Genomic DNA, 20694 nt, shown 5'->3' on the forward strand with positions numbered 1-20694 from the left:
ATGAGAGTTCACTTTATTTTACATGAGACATTTGAGGTTCCAGGCGCATATCTAAAATGGGCTATAGAACGAGGTCATCAAATTACATCAACAAAGGTTTATGAAAAAGAACCTCTTCCTGAAACAATTGACGGGATTGATTTTCTGATTGTCATGGGTGGTCCTCAATCACCTGATGAGGATAGAGAAAACTTCCCATACTATGATCCAAAGGCTGAGCTTGCTTTTATGAAAGAAGCGATTGCAGCAGATATTTATATTGTTGGTGTCTGTCTTGGTGCGCAACTCCTGTCTGTTGCCTATGGTGCGGAGTATGAGCACAGTCCTGAGCGCGAGATCGGCGTTTATCCTGTGACATTGACGATACAAGGTCTAACAGATCCTCATGTCAGCTTGTTCGGAAAAAACATAGAAACCGGCCACTGGCACGGTGATATGCCAGGGCTGACAGATGAAGCTGTCGTCTTAGCGACCAGTCAAGGTTGTCCACGCCAAATTATTCGCTTCAGTTCAAAACATTATGCCTTTCAGGCTCATTTGGAATTTGATCCAGACGCAGTAGAATTATTGATTGCTGCGGATGGTGAGGAGAAATTAAGAGAGCAAAGTGAAAAGTTGCCTTTTGTTCAAACACCAGAAGAATTACGTGGAAACGATTATTCTGAAATGAATGCAAAACTGTATGCATTTTTAGATTCATTGGTAAACTAGGAACTACAGAAAGGCAGAGTATCTGAGTTATAGTCAAACTCGGGCTAATTGTTCTGTGAAATATTTAATTTTAAAATCAAGAAAGAAAGGATGGGTAAACCGTATTTGTTGAACTGAATACGGGCGGAGAACTGTTTAAAAAAGATAAACTGTCTAGCATCTGCGATGCGTCGTCAGTTTCCTATTTTTACTTTGTTCTCTGTCGCTATCCTAAATATATAAAAAGAAAGGTAGAGTGAAGTGTTCTGATTTGAACACGAGCGGAAAACTTTTCTAAAAACATTGAAAGGTAGGGTAGTTCGGGTTTGAATTGAACTCGGACTGTTCTCTTCTATATCATAAAAATTAAGAAAGAAAGGAATTGAACCCACACTAAAAGCAGTGGGAAAAAGACAGTTGGTCTAGCGAGCATCGCTCACTGCACCCAACTCCTATTTTCCCTTCGCTTTTTGACGGGTTTGGTATCTTAAATTATGTCTATCCATATTGCTGCTAAGCAGGGTGAAATTGCTGATAAAATTCTTCTTCCTGGGGATCCTCTTCGTGCGAAATTTATTGCGGAAAACTTCCTTGAAGATGCTGTTTGTTTTAACGAAGTGCGTAACATGTTTGGTTACACTGGTACTTACAAAGGGCACCGTGTATCGGTCATGGGAACTGGGATGGGGATGCCATCCATTTCGATTTATGCGCGTGAGTTGATTGTGGACTACGGTGTGAAGAAATTAATCCGTGTGGGAACTGCGGGTTCCTTAAACGAGGATGTCCATGTCCGTGAATTGGTCTTGGCACAAGCAGCTGCGACTAACTCAAACATCATCCGCAATGACTGGCCTCAGTACGATTTCCCACAAATCGCTAGCTTTGATTTGCTGGACAAGGCCTACCATATTGCAAAAGAACACGGTATGACAACCCACGTTGGGAATGTTTTGTCATCTGATGTCTTTTACTCAAACTACTTTGAAAAGAATATCGAGCTTGGTAAATGGGGCGTTAAGGCTGTGGAAATGGAAGCAGCGGCTCTTTACTACTTGGCGGCCCAACACCATGTTGATGCGCTAGCTATCATGACTATTTCTGATAGTTTGGTTAATCCAGAAGAAGACACAACAGCTGAAGAACGCCAAAATACCTTCACAGATATGATGAAGGTTGGTTTGGAAACTTTGATTTCAGACTAAACATCGTATTACTTCGAGATAAGGTTACTTCTAAGATTGATTCAAATACTTTAATCTCAAATACATAAGTAATGATAAAGGAAGAGTTGAAAATCAGATTGCTTGGAGCGATTGGTTTTCAACTTTTTTAGAATGTAAAATACAAGGAGAATAGGATGGATAAAATAGAACTATTACAAGACTTGATTGATAAAAGCTACAGAATAGTCTTTTTCGGAGGAGCAGGAGTGTCAACCGAGTCTAGTATCCCAGATTTTCGTAGTTCAGATGGTGTTTATAGTCATCAGTTAGGCCGTCATTTTACGGCAGAGCAACTCGTTTCTCGGACCATGTTTGAGCGCTATCCAGAAGATTTTTTTGACTTTTATAAAAAATACCTGATTTATCCAGAAGCCAAGCCTAATGCTGCTCACACTTATCTGGCTGCTTTGGAAAAGATAGGTAAGCTAAAGGCTGTTGTGACACAAAATATCGATAGTCTTCATGAAATGGCTGGCTCCCAAAAGGTTATCAAATTGCATGGGAGTGCGGACCGTAATTACTGCCTAGGTTGTCATCGTTTCTATGACTTAACTGCCTTTCTGGCCCTCAAGGGAACGATTCCTCACTGCTTGGACTGTGGCAAGGTGGTCAAGCCTGACGTGACCTTGTATGAAGAATCACTTGACATGGATGTTTTTAGTCAAGCTGCACAAGCTATTCGGCAAGCAGACTTGCTGATTATTGGTGGGACTTCCTTGGTTGTTTATCCTGCAGCTAGCCTAGTAAACTATTTTTCTGGGACAAATCTGGTCGTTATCAATAAAACCAGTATTCCACAAGACAGCCAAGCTACATTGGTCATTGAAGGCAAGATTGGGGAAGTTTTTTCGAAATTGAGACAATAAAAAAATTTTAGAAGATAGTAACAAAACCTTGTTACTTGAAAGAGGAAGATATTTCAGTTTTTGATCACTATCTCACTCATTGAGACTTGTTACAAACTAGCTGAGAAAATCAAAATACCTTCACAGATATGATGAAGGTTGGTTTGGAAACCTTAATTGCAGAGTAAAATGTAAAAGAAAATCCTGATTTCAATTGAAATCAGGATTTTTTCATAGATGCGATTTTTTCTGGGTCTGGTGTAACGCGGAGGGTCTTTTGTCCTGTGTAGGTTACAAAGCCAGGTTTGCCACCAGTTGGTTTATTGAGTTTCTTGACTTCAATCATATCCACTTGCACGAGATTTGACAAGCGACCTTTGGAGAAGTAGGCAGCTAATTCAGCCGCATCTGTCTTGACTTCGTCAGAAGGATTGAGATTTCCTGAGATGACGACGTGGCTTCCAGGGATGTCCTTGGCATGGAACCAGAGTTCTTCCTTGCGGGCCATTTTAAAGGTCAATTCCTCATTTTGCAGGTTGTTTCGTCCGACATAGATGATGGTCTTGCCATCGCTCGCCAGATACTGTTCTGGTTTTTTGCGTTTCTGAATTTTCTCGCGTTGGCGTCTTCTAATAAAGCCAGTTTGGATCAATTCTTCACGGATTTCAGCGATTTCCTCCAGCCCAGCTTGATTGAGAACAGTCTCGACACTTTCTAGATAAAGAATGGTAGCCTTGGTTTCTTCGATCAGTTCAGTCAGGTATTTGACTGCTTCTTTGAGTTTCTGGTAACGCTTAAAATAGCGTTGGGCATTCTGACTGGGAGTCAAGGCCTTATCAAGCGCAATGGTGATAGGTTGATTGGTGTAGTAGTTGTCCAAGGTAACCTGATCTTGGTCATTAGGCACTTGGTGGAGGAAGGTTGTCAACAATTCCCCTTTTTGGCGAAATTCCTCAGCATTGTCTGTTGCCAGTAATTCTTTTTCTTGTTTTTTCAGCTTATGTCGATTTTTCTGAAGTTCATTTTCAACACGTCGAATCAGTTCGCTGGCTTGCTGTTTGACACGGTCGCGTTCAGCCTTGTCCTTATAGTAGGTGTCCAGCAAGTCAGAAAGGCTGGCAAAAGGCTCTCCCACCTGATTTACAAAAGGAACTGGGCTGAAGGAAGTCTCTGTTAAGCATGGCTTGGTTTCTTGACTGAAAAAGTTTCGGAAAGTAGACAGTTTATCACTGACAAGAATGTTTTCCAATTCATTTGCCGTATCACGTCCCAGACCTTGAAAGAGACTTTGAAGATTTTTTGCAGTTAGTTCTTGGGTTTGCAGAATTTCAAAGAGTTTTCCATCCTTGACAGTAAAAGGATTGAGAGACTCGGTGCTTGGTGGAGCGAGATAGGTCGATCCGGGGAGCAAGGTGCGGTAGCTATTTTGTGAAAAGCCAACGTGTTTAATAACTTCGAGGATTCTATGGCTGCTTTTATCCACGAGGAGAATATTACTGTGTTTGCCCATGATTTCGATAATCAAGGTAGCCTGAATATGGTCCCCAATCTCATTTTTATTGGAAACTGTAATTTCCACAATACGGTCATTTTCGATTTGCTCGATCGACTCAATCAGGGCACCCTGCAAATACTTTCTCAAAACCATGATAAAAGTGGAAGGTTGGGCTGGATTTTCAAAGGTTGTTTGGGTCAGCTGGATGCGACCAAAAACGGGATGAGCAGAGAGGAGCAGGCGATGGCTTTGGCGATTGCTGCGGATTTGCAAGACCAACTCTTGTTCAAAAGGTTGATTGATTTTCTGGATGCGACCATTGACCAACTCTCTTCGCAATTCCTCAACCATATGGTGTAAAAAAAATCCGTCAAATGACATCGTTCTCTCCTTGTGATTGTATTCCATAGTATTATATCAAAAAGGTAGAATAAAATCATGGAAATGTGGTATAATAAAGCCAAGTAAAGAGAATCGAGAAGTACATGTATATTGAAATGGTAGATGAAACTGGTCAAGTTTCACAAGAAATATTGCAACAAACCCAAGAAATTTTGGAATTTGCAGCCCAAAAAATAGGAAAAGAAGACAAGGAGATGGCAGTTACTTTTGTGACCAACGAGCGTAGCCACGAACTCAACCTCGAGTACCGTGATACGGATCGTCCGACAGATGTCATCAGCCTTGAGTATAAACCAGAGTTGGACATTGCCTTTGATGAAGAAGATTTGCTTGAAAATCCTGAATTAGCAGAAATGATGTCCGAGTTTGATGCCTATATTGGGGAACTGTTCATCTCTATTGATAAAGCGCATGAGCAGGCTGAGGAATATGGCCACAGCTTTGAGCGTGAGATGGGCTTCTTGGCAGTACACGGCTTTTTACACATTAACGGCTACGATCACTACACTCCGGAAGAAGAAGCGGAGATGTTCGGTTTACAAGAAGAAATTTTGACAGCCTATGGACTCACAAGACAATAAACGAAAATGGAAAAATCGTGACCTGGTATCTAGTTTAGAATTTGCTCTTACAGGAATTCTGACTGCTTTCAAGGAAGAACGCAATATGCGAAAACATGCAGTGACGGCTCTAGTAGTCATCCTTGCAGGTTTTGTTTTTCAGGTGTCACGAATTGAATGGCTCTTTCTCCTAATGAGCATTTTCTTGGTAGTAGCCTTTGAGATTATTAACTCTGCTATTGAAAATGTGGTGGATCTAGCCAGTCACTATCACTTTTCTATGTTGGCAAAGAAAGCCAAGGACATGGCAGCAGGAGCCGTGCTAGTTGTCTCTCTTTTTGCTGCAGTGACAGGTGCACTTATCTTTCTCCCACGCATTTGGGATATACTATTTTAAACACTAAGAGGAAATTATGACATTTAAATCAGGCTTTGTAGCTATTTTGGGACGTCCCAATGTCGGGAAGTCAACCTTTTTGAATCACGTCATGGGGCAAAAGATTGCCATTATGAGTGACAAGGCGCAAACAACGCGCAATAAAATCATGGGGATTTACACCACGGATAAGGAGCAAATCGTCTTTATCGATACACCGGGGATTCACAAGCCCAAAACAGCTCTTGGAGATTTCATGGTGGAATCAGCTTACAGCACCCTTCGTGAAGTGGATACTGTTCTATTCATGGTACCAGCTGATGAGCCACGTGGTAAGGGTGACGACATGATTATCGATCGTCTCAAGGCTGCCAAGGTTCCTGTGATTCTGGTGGTCAATAAGATTGACAAGGTCCACCCAGACCAGCTTTTGGCTCAGATTGATGATTTCCGAAATCAGATGGACTTCAAGGAAATTGTTCCTATCTCAGCCCTTCAGGGAAATAACGTTTCTCGACTAATCGATATTTTGAGTGAAAATCTAGAGGAAGGTTTCCAGTATTTCCCAGCTGATCAAATCACAGATCATCCTGAGCGTTTCTTGGTTTCTGAAATGATTCGTGAGAAAGTCTTGCACCTAACTCGAGAAGAGATTCCTCACTCAGTTGCAGTGGTAGTTGACTCCATGAAGCGTGATGAAGAGACAGACAAGGTTCATATCCGTGCAACCATCATGGTCGAGCGTGATAGCCAAAAGGGCATCATCATCGGAAAAGGTGGCGCTATGCTCAAGAAAATAGGGACCATGGCCCGTCGTGATATCGAACTCATGCTAGGGGACAAGGTTTTCCTAGAAACTTGGGTCAAGGTCAAGAAAAACTGGCGAGATAAAAAGCTAGATTTGGCTGATTTTGGCTATAATGAGAAAGAATACTAAGTAGAGGTGGGCGCATGCCTGCTTCTTGTTTTTACAGAAGGAGGAGTTATGCCTGAATTACCTGAGGTTGAAACCGTTCGCCGTGGCTTAGAGAAATTAATTTTGGGAAAGAAGATTTCGAGTGTAGAGATTACTTATCCTAAGATGATCAAGACAGATTTGGACGAGTTTCAAAAGGAAGTGTCTGGCCAAGTAATTGAGTCTATGGGACGCCGTGGCAAGTATCTGCTTTTCTACCTGACAGATAAGGTCTTGATTTCCCATCTGCGAATGGAAGGCAAGTATTTTTATTATCCAGACCAGGTTCCTGAACGCAAGCATGCCCATGTTTTCATTCGGTTTGAAGATGGAGGAACGCTTGTTTATGAGGATGTACGCAAGTTTGGTACCATGGAACTATTGGTGCATGAACTTTTGGATGCCTACTTTGTTTCTAAAAAATTAGGACCTGAGCCAAGAGATCAGGACTTTGATTTGCAGTCCTTCCAAGCTGCCCTAGCCAAATCTAAAAAGCCTATCAAATCCCACCTCCTAGACCAAACCTTGGTAGCTGGCCTTGGCAATATCTATGTGGATGAGGTCCTCTGGCGAGCACAGGTCCATCCAGCAAGACCTTCGCAGACTTTGACGGCAGAAGAAGCGTTAGCCATCCATGACCAGACCATTGCTGTTTTGGGACAGGCAGTCGAAAAGGGCGGTTCCACCATTCGGACCTATACCAATGCCTTTGGGGAAGACGGAACCATGCAGGACTTCCATCAGGTCTATGATAAGACTGGACAAGCATGTTCGCGCTGTGGGACAGTGATTGAGAAATTCCAACTCGGTGGACGAGGAACTCATTTTTGTCCTCAGTGTCAAAGGAGGGACTGATGGGGAAAATCATTGGAATCACAGGAGGAATTGCTTCTGGTAAGTCAACTGTGACAAATTTCCTAAGAGAGAAAGGCTTTCAAGTGGTCGATGCTGACTCAGTCGTCCACCAGCTACAAAAACCTGGTGGTCGTCTTTATCAGCTCTTAGTTCACCACTTTGGGCAGGAAATCATCCTTGAAAATGGAGAACTCAATCGCCCTCTCCTGGCTAATCTCATCTTCTCAAATCCTGAGGAGCGAGAATGGTCTAAACAAACCCAAGGAGAGATTATTCGTGAGGAATTGGCTGCACTGAGAGACCAGTTGGCTCAGACAGAAGCGATTTTTTTCATGGATATTCCCCTACTTTTTGAACAGGACTACAGTGCTTGGTTTGATGAAACTTGGCTGGTCTATGTGGACCGAGATGTTCAGGTGGAACGTTTCATGAAACGAAATCAACTTTCTAAGGAAGTAGCAGAGTCGCGTTTGGCCGCCCAATGGTCTTTAGAGAAAAAGAAAGATTTGGCCAGTCATGTTCTAGACAACAATGGCAGTCGTGATCAGCTTGTGACTCAAGTAGTGAAGTTACTTGAAGGAGGCGATAGCTGTGCAAGAGATTAGTTGGAAAGAGAATCTTCGTGTCGCCTGGTTCGGTAGTTTTCTAACGGGCGCCAGCATTTCCTTGGTCGTTCCTTTCATGCCTATCTTTGTAGAACAGTTGGGAATTGAAGGGGACCAAGTTGCTTTTTATGCTGGATTAGCCATCTCAGTTTCGGCTGTTTCAGCAGCTCTAGTTTCTCCTATCTGGGGTATTCTTGCTGACAAATATGGTCGAAAACCCATGATGATTCGAGCAGGTCTTGCCATGACCATCACTATGGGAGGTTTGGCCTTCGTGCCAAATATCTATTGGCTACTCTTTCTGCGCTTGCTCAATGGTGTATTTACTGGTTTTGTCCCCAATGCAACGGCCTTGATTGCTAGTCAGGTACCTAAAGATAAGTCTGGAGCGGCTCTAGGGACTCTATCTACAGGTGTAGTTGCGGGAACACTGACGGGCCCCTTTGTTGGAGGCTTTATTGCTGAAATTTTTGGCATTCGTAATGTTTTTTTATTGGTAGGCGCTTTCTTATTTTTAGCTGCAATCCTAACCATTTTCTTTATCAAGGAAGATTTTCAGCCAGTGGCTAAGGAGAAGGCTATCCCAACGAAAGAAGTATTTTCTGCTTTCAAGTATCCTAGGCTCTTAGTAAACCTATTTTTGACGAGCTTTGTCATTCAATTTTCAGCTCAATCAATTGGCCCCATTCTAGCTCTCTATGTGCGGGACTTAGGGCAGACTGAGAATCTCCTCTTTGTATCAGGATTGATTGTATCCAGCATGGGATTTTCTAGCATGATGAGTGCTGGAATTCTAGGAAAACTTGGCGATAAGGTTGGGAATCATAGATTGTTAGTTGTGGCGCAGATTTATTCCGTCATCATTTACATACTTTGTGCTCATGCAACCAGCCCCCTTCAACTTGGCTTGTATCGTTTTCTCTTTGGTTTGGGAACGGGAGCTCTCATACCGGGGGTTAATGCCCTTCTTAGCAAATTGACTCCAAAATCAGGTATTTCAAGGATTTTCGCCTTCAACCAAGTCTTTTTTTACCTCGGTGGAGTGATTGGACCTATGGCGGGATCCGCAGTTGCAGGATATTTGGGCTACCATGCTGTCTTTTATGCGACAGCAGCCTGTGTGGCTTTCAGTTGTTTATGTAACTTAGTGCAATTTAGATCATTATTAAAAGTAAAGGAAATCTAGTGCGAGTAAAAATCAATCTCAAGTGCTCCTCTTGTGGCAGCATGAATTATCTAACCAGTAAGAACTCCAAAACCCATCCAGACAAGATTGAGGTGTTAAAATATTGTCCAAAGGAAAGAAAAGTAACTTTACATCTTGAATCTAAGTAGAATTTATGGTAAAATAATAGGGATTTTAAGGAGTTTGATATGTATAACCTATTATTAACCATTTTATTAGTATTATCTGTTGTGATTGTGATTGCGATTTTCATGCAACCAACTAAGAACCAATCCAGCAATGTATTTGATGCCAGCTCAGGTGATTTGTTTGAACGTAGTAAAGCGCGTGGTTTTGAAGCTGTGATGCAACGTTTGACAGGTATTTTAGTCTTTTTCTGGCTAGCCATTGCCTTAGCATTGACGGTATTATCAAGTAGATAAGAAATGGGCGAGACTAGGTCTTAGCCTATTTTTATTTTTAACGACACTTACAAAGTTATCAATCAAAAAAATATAAAAATCTAGAAAGAAAACATGAAAGATAAAATTAAAGAATATTTGCAAGAGAAGGGGCGAGTGACGGTAAATGACCTGGCTCAGGCTCTCGGAAAGGATGGGTCCAAGGATTTCCGTGAGTTGATTAAAACCCTGTCTCTGATGGAAAGAAAGCACCAGATTCGTTTTGAAGATGATGGTAGTTTATGTCTGGACCAAAAGAAGAAACATGAAATCACCCTCAAAGGGATTTTTCATGCCCATAAAAATGGCTTTGGATTTGTCAGTCTGGAAGGCGAAGAGGACGATCTTTTTGTAGGAAAAAACGATGTCAACTATGCCATTGATGGTGATACCGTTGAGGTCGTGATTAAGAAAGTCGCTGACCGTAACAAGGGAACTGCTGCAGAAGCAAAAATTATCGATATCCTAGAGCATAGCCTGACGACAGTTGTCGGGCAAATCGTTTTGGATCAGGAAAAGCCCAAGTATGCGGGCTACATCCGTTCAAAAAATCAGAAAATCAGCCAACCGATTTATGTGAAGAAACCAGCTATCAAGTTGGAAGGAACAGAGGTTCTCAAGGTCTTTATCGATAAATACCCAAGTAGAAAACACGATTTCTTTGTAGCATCTGTACTTGATGTAGTAGGACATTCTACTGATGCTGGGATTGACGTTCTTGAAGTCTTGGAATCCATGGATATTGTTTCAGAATTTCCAGAAGCTGTTCTCAAGGAGGCAGAAAGTGTACCAGAAGCTCCGTCTCAAAAGGATATGGAAGGGCGTCTTGATTTAAGAGATGAGCTTACCTTTACTATTGACGGTGCGGATGCCAAGGACTTGGACGACGCAGTACACATCAAGCCTTTAAAGAATGGCAATATCGAACTCGGAGTTCACATCGCGGATGTTTCCTACTACGTGACTGAGGGTTCTGCCCTGGACAAGGAAGCCCTTAACCGCGCGACTTCTGTCTACGTGACAGACCGTGTGGTACCAATGCTTCCAGAGCGTTTGTCAAACGGCATTTGCTCTCTCAATCCTCAAGTAGATCGCTTGACCCAGTCTGCTATTATGGAAATTGATAAACATGGTCGTGTGGTTAATTACACCATTACCCAAACAGTGATCAAGACAAGCTTTCGTATGACCTATAGCGCTGTCAATGACATCCTGGCTGGCGACGAGGAAAAGAGACAAGAGTTTAAGAAAATTGTTCCAAGTATCGAACTCATGGCCAAGCTCCATGAAAGGCTAGAAAGCATGCGTGAGAAGCGTGGTGCCCTTAACTTTGATACCAGCGAAGCAAAGATTCTAGTGGATAAAAAAGGTAAGCCTGTTGATATCGTTCTTCGTCAGCGTGGTGTTGCTGAGCGGATGATCGAGTCCTTCATGTTGATTGCCAATGAAACAGTTGCCGAGCACTTTAGCAAGCTGGACCTACCTTTCATCTATCGAATCCACGAGGAGCCCAAGGCTGAAAAAGTTCAGAAGTTTATTGACTATGCTTCAAGCTTTGGTTTGCGGATTTATGGGACTGCCAGTGAGATTAGCCAGGAGGCGCTTCAAGACATCATGCGTGCTGTTGAGGGAGAACCCTATGCGGATGTATTGTCCATGATGCTTCTCCGTTCTATGCAACAGGCTCGCTATTCTGAGCACAATCACGGTCACTATGGCCTTGCTGCAGACTATTATACTCACTTCACCAGTCCTATTCGCCGTTATCCAGATCTCCTTGTCCACCGCATGATTCGGGACTATGGTCGTTCCAAGGAAATAGCCGAGCATTTTGAACAAGTGATTCCAGAGATTGCAACCCAGTCTTCCAATCGTGAGCGTCGTGCCATCGAGGCCGAGCGTGAAGTCGAAGCCATGAAAAAGGCTGAGTACATGGAAGAATACGTTGGTGAAGAGTACGACGCAGTTGTATCAAGCATCGTCAAATTCGGTCTCTTTGTTGAATTGCCAAATACAGTCGAAGGATTGATTCACATTACCAATTTGCCTGAATTTTATCATTTTAATGAACGTGATTTGACTCTTCGTGGGGAGAAATCAGGAACAACCTTCCGTGTGGGACAGCAAATTCGTATTCGTGTAGAAAGAGCCGATAAGATGACAGGAGAGATTGATTTCTCTTATATTCCAAGTGAGTTTGATGTCATCGAAAAGGGCTTGAAACAAGCTGGTCGCAGAGACAGGGGTCGTGGCTCAAGTCGTCGTTCGGATAAGAAGGAAGACAAGAGAAAATCAGGGCGCTCAAATGATAAGCACAAGCATTCACAAAAAGATAAAAAGAAAAAAGGCAAGAAACCTTTTTACAAGGAAGTAGCTAAGAAAGGAGCCAAGCATGGCAAAGGGCGAGGGAAAGGTCGTCGCACAAAATAAAAAGGCGCACCACGACTATACAATCGTAGATACGCTAGAGGCAGGAATGGTCCTAACCGGAACTGAAATCAAGAGCGTTCGAGCAGCTCGAATCAATCTCAAGGACGGCTTTGCCCAAGTAAAAAATGGGGAAGTCTGGCTGAGCAATGTCCATATCGCCCCTTACGAAGAGGGCAATATCTGGAACCAGGAACCAGAACGACGTCGCAAACTTCTGCTCCATAAGAAGCAAATTCAAAAATTGGAACAAGAGACCAAAGGGACAGGAATGACCCTTGTTCCCCTTAAAGTCTATATCAAAGATGGTTATGCTAAACTCCTTTTAGGACTTGCTAAAGGGAAACATGACTATGACAAACGGGAGTCAATCAAGCGTCGTGAACAAAACCGCGACATCGCGCGTGTGATGAAAGCTGTCAACCAGCGTTAAGAAGAGGAAGTAAAATGGAAAAATTAATTGCCTATAAACGGATGCCCTTGTGGAATAAACAGACCATGCCTGAAGCAGTTCAGCAAAAGCACAATACCAAGGTCGGCACTTGGGGAAAAATTACTGTCTTAAAGGGGGCACTCAAGTTTATTGAGTTGACAGAAGATGGTGAGGTTCTAGCTGAGCACCTCTTTGAGGCAGGAGCTGGCAATCCCATGGCTCAACCGCAAGCCTGGCACCGAGTAGAGGCTGCCACTGATGATGTAGAATGGTACTTGGAATTTTATTGTAAACCTGAGGATTATTTCCCTAAGAAATACCAGACCAATCCAGTCCATTCGGAAGTCTTAGAGGCTATGCAGACGGTGAAACCAGGAAGAGCCTTGGATTTGGGTTGTGGTCAGGGGCGTAACTCTCTCTTTCTCGCACAGAATGGTTTTGATGTGACAGCTGTGGATCAAAATGAATTGTCCCTTGAAATCTTGCAAAGCATTGTGGAACAAGAGGATCTAGACATGCCTGTCGGACTTTATGATATCAATTCAGCCAGCATTAGCCAAGACTATGATTTTATCGTTTCAACAGTTGTTCTGATGTTCCTACAAGCGGACCGCATTCCAGCTATTATCCAAAATATGCAGGAGCACACCACAGTCGGTGGCTACAATCTCATCGTCTGTGCCATGGACACGGAGGATTATCCTTGCTCGGTTAACTTCCCATTCACCTTTAAAGAAGGGGAGTTGGCGGACTACTACAAAGATTGGGAATTGGTCAAGTATAATGAAAATCCAGGACATCTGCACCGTCGTGATGAAAATGGTAATCGCATTCAACTACGCTTTGCGACTATGTTAGCCAAAAAAATCAAGTAAATTAAACATCTACCAGCGAATAGTAACCGATTTGCAAGGTTTCTATTCGTTTTTGTTTGCGTTGGTTGATTGGGGCGAGCAGGATTTTATGCTATACTAGAAGTAGGAAATCTGAGCAGTAGAACTGTATTGCTGATACTCTCAGTGCAAGAAAGTCTTTATGATGGAGGTGGTCGAATGACGAGTTTTTTGGTGGAATTGTATGATCGGCATGTATTGGAAAAGAATGTCTACCAAGCCTTTATCAGTGATTGTGACGAGCTCCTCTTCCTTTCTTTGACAAAAATAAGTAATGAAGAGAAAGTTTCTCTCCGTCAGTTTATCATGGAAGAGGTTCCTCATATTCAACGAGTGACCTTTCGTCAGTTATCCTTAGAACAACTGTCTGATCAGTTAGATTATTGTCTAGCAGGCTATGATCAGGTTCTTCTTGATGTTTTTGGTGGGGATTCGCTACTAGCCTTATCTCTCTATCAATACGGCTTGGATCGGGACCTCCCCATCGTTGCCATGGATGTTGAGCGAGGAAAACAATACAAGTGGGTAGCCGGTCAGTTAGAAAAAGAAGACATGGACATTCCAACCCTAAGCATCCAGCAGCTGATAGCCTTGCGTGGTGGAAGAATGCTCAAATCAAAACGCCCTATCCACTCAGCTCAGCAAATTGCAGCCATCAAAAAACTAGCCAGCTCCGCCATTGCCAATCCTGCCCACTGGTATCAAGTGACCCAATTTTTCTCTCTAGCTAAGACCAATGACCTGCATGCAGAGACTGAAAAAATACTGGAAAACAATGGTAGGTATTATCACTATCCAAAATCCCTTATTCCTTTACTTGTGGAAGCAGGGATGCTTTGTATTGAAAGCGAGGACAAGAAACGAGTAGCATACAGCTTTCCAAGTCAAGAAGCTCAAATCTTTTGCCGCAATAAGGGACATATTTTAGAGGTATATCTCTATCTCTTGGCGCTTGAATCTCAGCTGTTTGATGAGTGCATGATAGGAGGTGAGATTGATTGGAATGGCATCTTTCCAGAGGCGGATAATGTCCAAAATGAGATTGATGTTATTCTGAGAAAGGGCCGCTCGATTACCTTTATCTCCTGCAAGATGACAGATTTATCAGTTGAAGCCATCAACGAACTAGAAGTCTACGCTAATCATTTTGCTGGGGAGAGTTGCCTCAAGTTAATTGTCTGTACGGGGAAAATCAATCCTGCTTATGCCAATCGCTGCCAAGAATACGGCGTGCTGGTCATTAGAAGTGAGCAGATTTCCAATCTCATTCCCATGCTAAAAAAATATTCTAAGAGACAAAAAAGATAAGAGATAATATCATGAAAGGCTGGAATTCCAGTCTTTTTTGCTTCTTTTTCGAATAAATGAGAAAAGGAGGTAGCCCATGTTTGTAGCCAGAGATGCCAAGGGGAATTTGGTGAATGCCCTTGAAAAAGATGTGACCAAGCAAGCCTATACTTGTCCAGCCTGTGGGGGCGGACTACGATTACGTCAAGGACAGAGTATTCGAACGCACTTTGCCCATGAAAGGTTAAGAGATTGTATGGCCATTTTTGAAAATGAAAGTCCAGAACACTTGGGCAACAAAGAGGCCCTTTATCACTGGGCCAAGAAGGACAGTCAGGTCGCCTTAGAATATAGTCTGCCTGAGATTCAGCAGGTTGCGGATGTTCTTGTCAATGAGAAACTAGCTCTGGAGGTTCAGTGCAGCCCCTTGTCTCAAAAGCTTTTAGGTGATAGAAGCCAAGGATACCGTAGCCAAGGCTATCAGGTTATCTGGCTACTGGGAGAAAAACTCTGGTTAAAAGAGCGATTAACACAATTGCAAAGGGGATTTCTCTATTTTAGTCAAAATATGGGTTTCTATGTTTGGGAACTGGATCTCAAAAAACAAGTTTTGAGACTCAAATATCTTTTGCATCAGGACCTACGTGGCAAGCTTCATTTTCAGGTCAAAGAATTTCCCTATGGAAAAGGAAATCTCTTGGAAATCCTACGATTTCCTTATCAAAAACAAAAACTGCCTCGTTTTGCAGTTGTGCAAGATCCCACTATCTGTCACTACATTCGCCAGCAGTTGTACTACCAAACGTCCTACTGGATGAAGAAGCAGGAGGAAGCTTATTATCAAGGAGACAATCTATTAAACCATCAACTGGACGACTGGTATCCCCAGGTCAGACCGATAGAGTCAGGTGATTTTTTGCAGATTGAAACGGATTTGACTAGCTATTATAGAAATTTTCAGGCTTACTATCAAAAAAATCCGAAAAATAATCGCCAAAAGCTCTATCCACCAGCCTTTTATCACTTATATTTCTCAAAAAATGTGGTAAAATAGAAAGGATGGAGGAATCTTATGGTATTACAACGACATGAAATAAATGAAAAAGATACATGGGATCTTTCAACAATCTACCCAACAGACCAGGCTTGGGAAGAAGCCTTGAAAGATTTAACTGAAAAAGTACAAACAGCATCTCAGTATGAGGGGCATCTCCTGGATAGCGCAGACAGTTTGCTTGAGATTACAGAATTCTCACTTGACTTGGAACGCCAAGTTGAAAAGCTTTATGTCTATGCGCATATGAAAAATGACCAGGACACACGTGAAGCCAAGTATCAAGAGTACTATGCTAAGGCAATGACCCTATACAGTCAGTTAGAACAAGCCTTTTCATTCTATGAACCTGAGTTTATGGAGATTAGCGAAGAACAGTATGCGGCCTTCCTAGAAGCTCAACCAAAACTCCAAGTTTACAAGCACTTTTTTGACAAGCTCTTGCAAAAGAAAGACCATGTTCTTTCGCAACGTGAGGAAGAATTGCTTGCTGGAGCAGGAGAAATCTTTGGTTCTGCTAGTGAAACCTTCGCTATTTTGGACAATGCGGATATTAGCTTCCCATACGTGCTTGATGACGAAGGCAATGAAGTGCAACTCTCACACGGTACTTACATCCGTTTGATGGAGTCTAAAAACCGTGAAGTGCGTCGTGGTGCCTATGAAGCCCTTTATGCGACATACGAGCAATTTCAACACACTTATGCTAAGACTTTGCAGACAAATGTTAAGGTGCAAAACTACCGAGCAAAAGTTCGCAACTATAAGAGTGCTCGCCATGCAGCCCTTGCAGCAAACTTTGTTCCAGAAAGTGTCTATGATAATCTAGTAGCAGCAGTTCGCAAGCATTTGCCACTCTTGCATCGTTACCTAGAACTTCGTTCTAAAATCTTGGGGATTTCCGACCTCAAGATGTACGATGTCTACACACCGCTTTCGTCAGTAGATTATAGCTTTACCTACGAAGAAGCCTTGAAAAAGGCAGAAGAGGCCTTGGCGGTTTTAGGTGACGACTACTTGAGCCGTGTCAAACGTGCCTTCAGTGAGCGTTGGATTGATGTCTATGAAAACCAAGGCAAGCGTTCTGGTGCCTACTCTGGTGGTTCTTATGATACCAATGCCTTTATGCTTCTCAACTGGCAGGACAATCTAGACAATCTTTTTACCCTTGTCCATGAGACAGGTCACAGTATGCACTCCAGCTATACTCGTGAAACCCAACCTTATGTTTACGGAGATTATTCTATCTTCTTGGCTGAGATTGCCTCAACGACTAACGAAAATATCTTGACAGAGAAATTGTTGGAAGAAGTAGAAGACGATGCGACTCGTTTTGCAATTCTCAATAACTTCCTAGACGGTTTCCGTGGAACAGTCTTCCGTCAAACTCAATTCGCTGAGTTTGAACATGCTATCCACCAAGCAGACCAAAATGGAGAAGTCTTGACAAGTGATTTCCTCAATAAGCTCTACGCTGACTTGAACCAAGAGTACTATGGACTCAGAAAGGAAGACAATCCTCAGATCCAATACGAGTGGGCGCGCATTCCACACTTCTACTATAACTACTATGTTTATCAGTATTCAACAGGTTTTGCAGCTGCTTCAGCCTTGGCTGAAAAGATTGTCCATGGTAGTCCAGAAGATCGTGACCGCTATATCGACTATCTCAAAGCAGGTAAGTCAGACTATCCACTCAATGTTATGAGAAAAGCGGGAGTGGATATGGAAAAAGAAGACTATCTCAACGACGCCTTTGCAGTCTTTGAACGTCGCTTGAACGAGTTTGAAGCCCTTGTTGAAAAATTGGGACTAGCTTAAGATGGTAGAGTCTTATAGTAAAAATGCCAATCACAATATGCGACGTCCCGTCGTCAAGGAAGAAATCGTAGAACTCATGCGCCAGCGTCAAAAGCAGGTGATAGGTTCTTTGAAAGAATTGGAGACCTTCGCTCGCAAGGAGAACATTCCCATCATTCCTCATGAGACAGTTGCTTATTTCCGTTTTCTCATGGAGACCATACAGCCCAAGAACATTTTGGAAATTGGGACAGCTATTGGCTTTTCTGCCCTCTTGATGGCAGAACATGCGCCAGATGCAAAGATTACAACCATTGACCGTAATCCTGAGATGATCGGTTTTGCCAAGGAGAACTTTGCCAAGTTTGACAGTCGTCAGCAAATCACTCTTTTAGAGGGAGATGCAGTAGATGTTTTATCTACTCTGACAGAAACTTATGACTTTGTCTTTATGGATTCGGCCAAGTCCAAGTATATCGTCTTTCTGCCTGAAATCCTTAAACATTTGGAAGTCGGTGGAGTAGTGGTCTTGGATGATATTTTTCAAGGAGGAGATGTTGCCAAGGACATCATGGAAGTCCGCCGAGGTCAACGAACCATTTACCGTGGTTTGCAAAGACTTTTCGATGCAACTTTGGACAATCCAGATCTAACAGCAACTCTAGTTCCGCTTGGAGACGGCATTCTCATGCTACGAAAGAATCTAGCAGAAGTAGAGCTTCCTGAGAGCGAATGATTTTCAGAAAAATTTAAGAAATTATAGTAAAATAGATAAGGTAACACTTACCGTAAAAGGAGTAAACATGAAGAAAAAACTTATGGCAGGAGCCATCACACTTTTATCAGTAGCAACACTTGCAGCTTGTTCAAACAGTTCTGAAGGAAAAGATTTGATCAGCATGAAGGGCGATGTGATTACAGAGCATCAATTCTTTGAAGAAGTAAAGAACAATCCAACTGCACAACAAGTCTTGCTCAATATGACCATCCAAAAAGTATTTGAACAACAATATGGGTCGGAGGTAACGGATAAAGATGTGGATGATGCCGTTGCTGAAGAACAAAAGAAATACGGCGATAGCTACAACAGCGTGCTTCAACGTGCAGGTATGACACCTGAGACTCGTAAAGCTCAAATCCGTACCAGCAAATTGGTTGAATTAGCGGTTAAGAAGGCTGCAGAGAGCGAGTTGACAGACGAAGCCTACCAAAAAGCTTTTGAGTCTTACACACCAGATGTAACAGCTCAAATCATCCGTTTGGATAATGAAGACAAGGCAAAAGAAGTACTTGAGAAAGCTAAAGCAGAAGGTGCGGATTTTGCTCAGTTGGCAAAAGACAACTCTAACGACGATAAAACAAAAGAAAATGGTGGAGAAATCACTTTTGACTCTGCTTCTACAGAACTTCCAGAACAAGTCAAGAAAGCAGCCTTTGCCTTGGATGTGAACGGGGTTTCTGATGTGATTACAGCTACTGGAACACAAGCCTACAGTAGTCAGTTCTACATCATCAAAGTAACGAAAAAAACAGAAAAATCTTCTAATATAGAGGATTACAAAGAAAAATTGAAGACCATCATCTTGACTCAAAAACAAAATGATTCAGCTTTTGTTCAAGGAGTAATTGGTAAAGAATTGCAAGCAGCAAACATCAAGGTTAAAGACCAATCATTCCAAAACATCTTCACCCAATACATCGGTGGTGGTGACTCAAGCTCAAGCAGCAGCTCTTCATCTAACTAGGAAAGCAAAAAACAAATCTCAAAAGAGATTTGTTTTTTTATACCTGATACTAGAAAATGAGTAAAATTCGAAGGATTAAAGGATAAGAGTTTTTTTCTTTCTGAAAAAGTGGTATAATAGCAATCAAAACTAGAAAATAAAACGGAATTGGGAACAGAAGCGTCTGTTCCTATTAGAGTGGTGAAATATGAAAATTAGTAAAAGGCACCTACTAAACTATTCCATTTTGATTCCTTACTTCCTTTTATCGATTTTGGGGCTGATTGTGGTGTACTCGACAACGAGTGCAACCTTGATCGAAGAAGGAAAAAGTGCCTTTCAATTGGTGCGTAACCAGGGGATCTTCTGGATAGCTAGTTTGATTCTGATTGCCTTAATCTATAAATTAAAATTAGGTTTCCTAAGAAACGGTCGTCTCATCTTTATCGTAATGATTGTGGAGATGGTTCTTTTAGCTCTGGCGCGACTGGTCGGAACACCTGTCAATGGAGCATACGGATGGATTTCTGTAGGACCTGTAACGATTCAGCCTGCTGAGTACCTTAAGATTATCATCATCTGGTACCTGGCACATCGATTTTCAAAACAACAAGGTGAGATTGCGGTTTATGACTTCCAGGTTTTGACACAGAATCAGTGGCTACCTCGAGCTTTTAATGACTGGCGTTTTGTTCTGCTGGTTCTGATTGGTAGCTTGGGGATTTTCCCAGACTTGGGAAATGCGACCATCTTGGTCTTGGTGGCGCTCATCATGTATACGGTTAGTGGGATTGCCTATCGTTGGTTCTCGACCATTTTGGCTCTCTTGGCAGGGAGCTCAATGTTAGTCTTGTCTGTCATTCGCTTTGTTGGGGTTGAAAAGTTCTCTCAAATTCCTGTATTTGGTTACGTTGCTAAACGTTTTAGTGCCTTCTTTAATCCCTTTAATGACTTGGCGGGTGCAGGACACCAGCTCGCAAATTCTTACTATGCAATGGTAAATGGTGGCTGGTTCGGACTTGGATTAGGAAATTCCATTGAGAAACGTGGTTATCTGCCAGAAGCCCATACGGATTTCGTCTTTTCGATTGTCATCGAGGAGTTTGGATTCGTAGGAGCCAGTATGATTTTGGCTTTACTCTTCTTCTTGATTTTGCGAATCATCTTGGTTGGTATTCGAGCAAAGGATCCCTTTAACTCTATGGTTGCTATTGGTGTGGGAGGGATGATCCTTGTTCAGGTCTTTGTCAATATCGGTGGGATTTCAGGGTTGATTCCTTCTACAGGGGTAACCTTCCCCTTCCTTTCACAAGGTGGGAACAGTCTATTGGTATTATCCGTAGCCATCGCGCTTGTACTGAACATTGACGCAAGTGAAAAACGTGCCAAACTTATCAGAGAATACGAGAATCAAACCGATGAAAATCTGTAAGGATTGAAT

At 42.4% G+C, this 20694-nt stretch carries 21 protein-coding genes; 20 read left to right on the forward strand and 1 reads right to left on the reverse strand.

All coding sequences use genetic code 11. The annotated features are described in order from the left end of the window. The 3 genes from EL140_RS03735 (at nucleotide 1) to EL140_RS03745 (ending at nucleotide 2782) form a co-directional block, all read left to right on the forward strand. Nucleotides 1-711 carry a type 1 glutamine amidotransferase gene (locus EL140_RS03735; protein ID WP_002874486.1) on the forward strand — a complete coding sequence of 237 codons (711 nt, stop codon included), beginning with the start codon at nucleotides 1-3 and terminating at the stop codon, nucleotides 709-711. Nucleotides 712-1184: 473 nt separating this feature from the next. Further along, complete coding sequence (gene deoD / locus EL140_RS03740) at nucleotides 1185-1895, forward strand: purine-nucleoside phosphorylase (RefSeq protein WP_000022078.1); 711 nt, start codon at nucleotides 1185-1187, stop codon at nucleotides 1893-1895. Nucleotides 1896-2050: 155 nt separating this feature from the next. Further along, nucleotides 2051-2782, forward strand: coding sequence for an NAD-dependent protein deacylase (locus tag EL140_RS03745; protein WP_000357677.1), 732 nt, complete (start codon nucleotides 2051-2053; stop codon nucleotides 2780-2782). Nucleotides 2783-2981: 199 nt separating this feature from the next. Here EL140_RS03745 and pavA read toward each other — a convergent pair whose 3' ends face one another. Further along, nucleotides 2982-4637 carry an Rqc2 family fibronectin-binding protein PavA gene (gene pavA / locus EL140_RS03750; RefSeq protein WP_000006742.1) on the reverse strand — a complete coding sequence of 552 codons (1656 nt, stop codon included), beginning with the start codon at nucleotides 4635-4637 and terminating at the stop codon, nucleotides 2982-2984. Between the two features lie 104 nt (nucleotides 4638-4741). Here pavA and ybeY point away from each other — a divergent pair, with 104 nt between their 5' ends. The 17 genes from ybeY to ftsW all read left to right on the forward strand — a co-directional run bounded on the left by ybeY (nucleotide 4742) and on the right by ftsW (nucleotide 20685). Beyond that, on the forward strand, nucleotides 4742-5239 hold the full coding sequence (ybeY, locus tag EL140_RS03755) for an rRNA maturation RNase YbeY (protein ID WP_000275169.1): 498 nt from the start codon (nucleotides 4742-4744) through the stop codon (nucleotides 5237-5239). Continuing rightward, nucleotides 5220-5615: a diacylglycerol kinase family protein gene (locus EL140_RS03760; RefSeq protein WP_000378181.1), complete on the forward strand. Its 396-nt coding sequence runs from the start codon at nucleotides 5220-5222 to the stop codon at nucleotides 5613-5615. Before ybeY ends, EL140_RS03760 begins: the two co-directional genes overlap by 20 nt. A gap of 16 nt (nucleotides 5616-5631) precedes the next feature. Then, on the forward strand, nucleotides 5632-6531 hold the full coding sequence (era, locus tag EL140_RS03765; protein WP_000143270.1) for a GTPase Era: 900 nt from the start codon (nucleotides 5632-5634) through the stop codon (nucleotides 6529-6531). 48 nt (nucleotides 6532-6579) lie between these two features. Continuing rightward, nucleotides 6580-7404, forward strand: a complete 825-nt coding sequence (gene mutM / locus EL140_RS03770) for a DNA-formamidopyrimidine glycosylase (RefSeq protein WP_001114632.1) — start codon at nucleotides 6580-6582, stop codon at nucleotides 7402-7404. Next, a complete protein-coding gene (gene coaE, locus EL140_RS03775) occupies nucleotides 7404-8009 on the forward strand; it encodes a dephospho-CoA kinase (protein ID WP_000516168.1) in 606 nt (201 codons plus the stop codon). Before mutM ends, coaE begins: the two co-directional genes overlap by 1 nt. Further along, a complete protein-coding gene (locus EL140_RS03780) occupies nucleotides 7996-9195 on the forward strand; it encodes a multidrug efflux MFS transporter PmrA (RefSeq protein ID WP_001156298.1) in 1200 nt (399 codons plus the stop codon). The genes coaE and EL140_RS03780 overlap by 14 nt, the downstream gene beginning before the upstream one ends. Next, complete coding sequence (rpmG, locus tag EL140_RS03785) at nucleotides 9195-9344, forward strand: 50S ribosomal protein L33 (RefSeq protein WP_007519517.1); 150 nt, start codon at nucleotides 9195-9197, stop codon at nucleotides 9342-9344. The genes EL140_RS03780 and rpmG overlap by 1 nt, the downstream gene beginning before the upstream one ends. A 39-nt stretch (nucleotides 9345-9383) precedes the next feature. Beyond that, nucleotides 9384-9617 carry a preprotein translocase subunit SecG gene (secG, locus tag EL140_RS03790; RefSeq protein ID WP_000282517.1) on the forward strand — a complete coding sequence of 78 codons (234 nt, stop codon included), beginning with the start codon at nucleotides 9384-9386 and terminating at the stop codon, nucleotides 9615-9617. 93 nt (nucleotides 9618-9710) lie between these two features. Continuing rightward, on the forward strand, nucleotides 9711-12065 hold the full coding sequence (gene rnr, locus EL140_RS03795) for a ribonuclease R (RefSeq protein WP_000653278.1): 2355 nt from the start codon (nucleotides 9711-9713) through the stop codon (nucleotides 12063-12065). Then, on the forward strand, nucleotides 12028-12495 hold the full coding sequence (smpB, locus tag EL140_RS03800) for an SsrA-binding protein SmpB (protein ID WP_001051742.1): 468 nt from the start codon (nucleotides 12028-12030) through the stop codon (nucleotides 12493-12495). The genes rnr and smpB overlap by 38 nt, the downstream gene beginning before the upstream one ends. A 14-nt stretch (nucleotides 12496-12509) precedes the next feature. After that, entirely contained in the window at nucleotides 12510-13370 is an 861-nt protein-coding gene (tehB, locus tag EL140_RS03805; protein WP_000413065.1) for an SAM-dependent methyltransferase TehB, read from the forward strand. A gap of 177 nt (nucleotides 13371-13547) precedes the next feature. Then, the gene (locus EL140_RS03810) at nucleotides 13548-14696 is read left to right on the forward strand and encodes a PDDEXK family nuclease (protein WP_000200351.1); all 1149 of its coding nucleotides are present in this window, start codon (nucleotides 13548-13550) and stop codon (nucleotides 14694-14696) included. A 76-nt stretch (nucleotides 14697-14772) separates the two neighbouring features. Further along, the gene (locus tag EL140_RS03815) at nucleotides 14773-15729 is read left to right on the forward strand and encodes a competence protein CoiA (protein ID WP_000495880.1); all 957 of its coding nucleotides are present in this window, start codon (nucleotides 14773-14775) and stop codon (nucleotides 15727-15729) included. An 18-nt stretch (nucleotides 15730-15747) separates the two neighbouring features. Next, nucleotides 15748-17550, forward strand: coding sequence for an oligoendopeptidase F (gene pepF / locus EL140_RS03820; protein WP_000244099.1), 1803 nt, complete (start codon nucleotides 15748-15750; stop codon nucleotides 17548-17550). Nucleotide 17551: 1 nt separating this feature from the next. After that, the gene (locus tag EL140_RS03825) at nucleotides 17552-18265 is read left to right on the forward strand and encodes an O-methyltransferase (RefSeq protein WP_000230403.1); all 714 of its coding nucleotides are present in this window, start codon (nucleotides 17552-17554) and stop codon (nucleotides 18263-18265) included. A 67-nt stretch (nucleotides 18266-18332) separates the two neighbouring features. Beyond that, nucleotides 18333-19274, forward strand: coding sequence for a peptidylprolyl isomerase PrsA (gene prsA, locus EL140_RS03830; RefSeq protein WP_000728082.1), 942 nt, complete (start codon nucleotides 18333-18335; stop codon nucleotides 19272-19274). Nucleotides 19275-19461: 187 nt separating this feature from the next. Beyond that, a complete protein-coding gene (ftsW, locus tag EL140_RS03835; protein ID WP_000703344.1) occupies nucleotides 19462-20685 on the forward strand; it encodes a cell division peptidoglycan polymerase FtsW in 1224 nt (407 codons plus the stop codon). The last annotated feature ends 9 nt before the right edge of the window (nucleotides 20686-20694 follow it).

Source organism: Streptococcus oralis ATCC 35037 (genome assembly GCF_900637025.1).
In the GTDB taxonomy this organism is placed as follows: domain Bacteria; phylum Bacillota; class Bacilli; order Lactobacillales; family Streptococcaceae; genus Streptococcus; species Streptococcus oralis.

What these genes read in the sequence shown, in the direction of transcription:
- EL140_RS03735 (WP_002874486.1), top strand. Translation starts at nt 1, where the DNA reads ATGAGAGTTCACTTTATTTTACATGAGACATTTGAGGTTCCAGGCGCA.
- deoD (WP_000022078.1), top strand. Translation starts at nt 1,185, where the DNA reads ATGTCTATCCATATTGCTGCTAAGCAGGGTGAAATTGCTGATAAAATT.
- EL140_RS03745 (WP_000357677.1), top strand. Translation starts at nt 2,051, where the DNA reads ATGGATAAAATAGAACTATTACAAGACTTGATTGATAAAAGCTACAGA.
- pavA (WP_000006742.1), bottom strand. Translation starts at nt 4,637, where the DNA reads ATGTCATTTGACGGATTTTTTTTACACCATATGGTTGAGGAATTGCGA.
- ybeY (WP_000275169.1), top strand. Translation starts at nt 4,742, where the DNA reads ATGTATATTGAAATGGTAGATGAAACTGGTCAAGTTTCACAAGAAATA.
- EL140_RS03760 (WP_000378181.1), top strand. Translation starts at nt 5,220, where the DNA reads ATGGACTCACAAGACAATAAACGAAAATGGAAAAATCGTGACCTGGTA.
- era (WP_000143270.1), top strand. Translation starts at nt 5,632, where the DNA reads ATGACATTTAAATCAGGCTTTGTAGCTATTTTGGGACGTCCCAATGTC.
- mutM (WP_001114632.1), top strand. Translation starts at nt 6,580, where the DNA reads ATGCCTGAATTACCTGAGGTTGAAACCGTTCGCCGTGGCTTAGAGAAA.
- coaE (WP_000516168.1), top strand. Translation starts at nt 7,404, where the DNA reads ATGGGGAAAATCATTGGAATCACAGGAGGAATTGCTTCTGGTAAGTCA.
- secG (WP_000282517.1), top strand. Translation starts at nt 9,384, where the DNA reads ATGTATAACCTATTATTAACCATTTTATTAGTATTATCTGTTGTGATT.
- rnr (WP_000653278.1), top strand. Translation starts at nt 9,711, where the DNA reads ATGAAAGATAAAATTAAAGAATATTTGCAAGAGAAGGGGCGAGTGACG.
- smpB (WP_001051742.1), top strand. Translation starts at nt 12,028, where the DNA reads ATGGCAAAGGGCGAGGGAAAGGTCGTCGCACAAAATAAAAAGGCGCAC.
- tehB (WP_000413065.1), top strand. Translation starts at nt 12,510, where the DNA reads ATGGAAAAATTAATTGCCTATAAACGGATGCCCTTGTGGAATAAACAG.
- EL140_RS03810 (WP_000200351.1), top strand. Translation starts at nt 13,548, where the DNA reads ATGACGAGTTTTTTGGTGGAATTGTATGATCGGCATGTATTGGAAAAG.
- EL140_RS03815 (WP_000495880.1), top strand. Translation starts at nt 14,773, where the DNA reads ATGTTTGTAGCCAGAGATGCCAAGGGGAATTTGGTGAATGCCCTTGAA.
- pepF (WP_000244099.1), top strand. Translation starts at nt 15,748, where the DNA reads ATGGTATTACAACGACATGAAATAAATGAAAAAGATACATGGGATCTT.
- EL140_RS03825 (WP_000230403.1), top strand. Translation starts at nt 17,552, where the DNA reads ATGGTAGAGTCTTATAGTAAAAATGCCAATCACAATATGCGACGTCCC.
- prsA (WP_000728082.1), top strand. Translation starts at nt 18,333, where the DNA reads ATGAAGAAAAAACTTATGGCAGGAGCCATCACACTTTTATCAGTAGCA.
- ftsW (WP_000703344.1), top strand. Translation starts at nt 19,462, where the DNA reads ATGAAAATTAGTAAAAGGCACCTACTAAACTATTCCATTTTGATTCCT.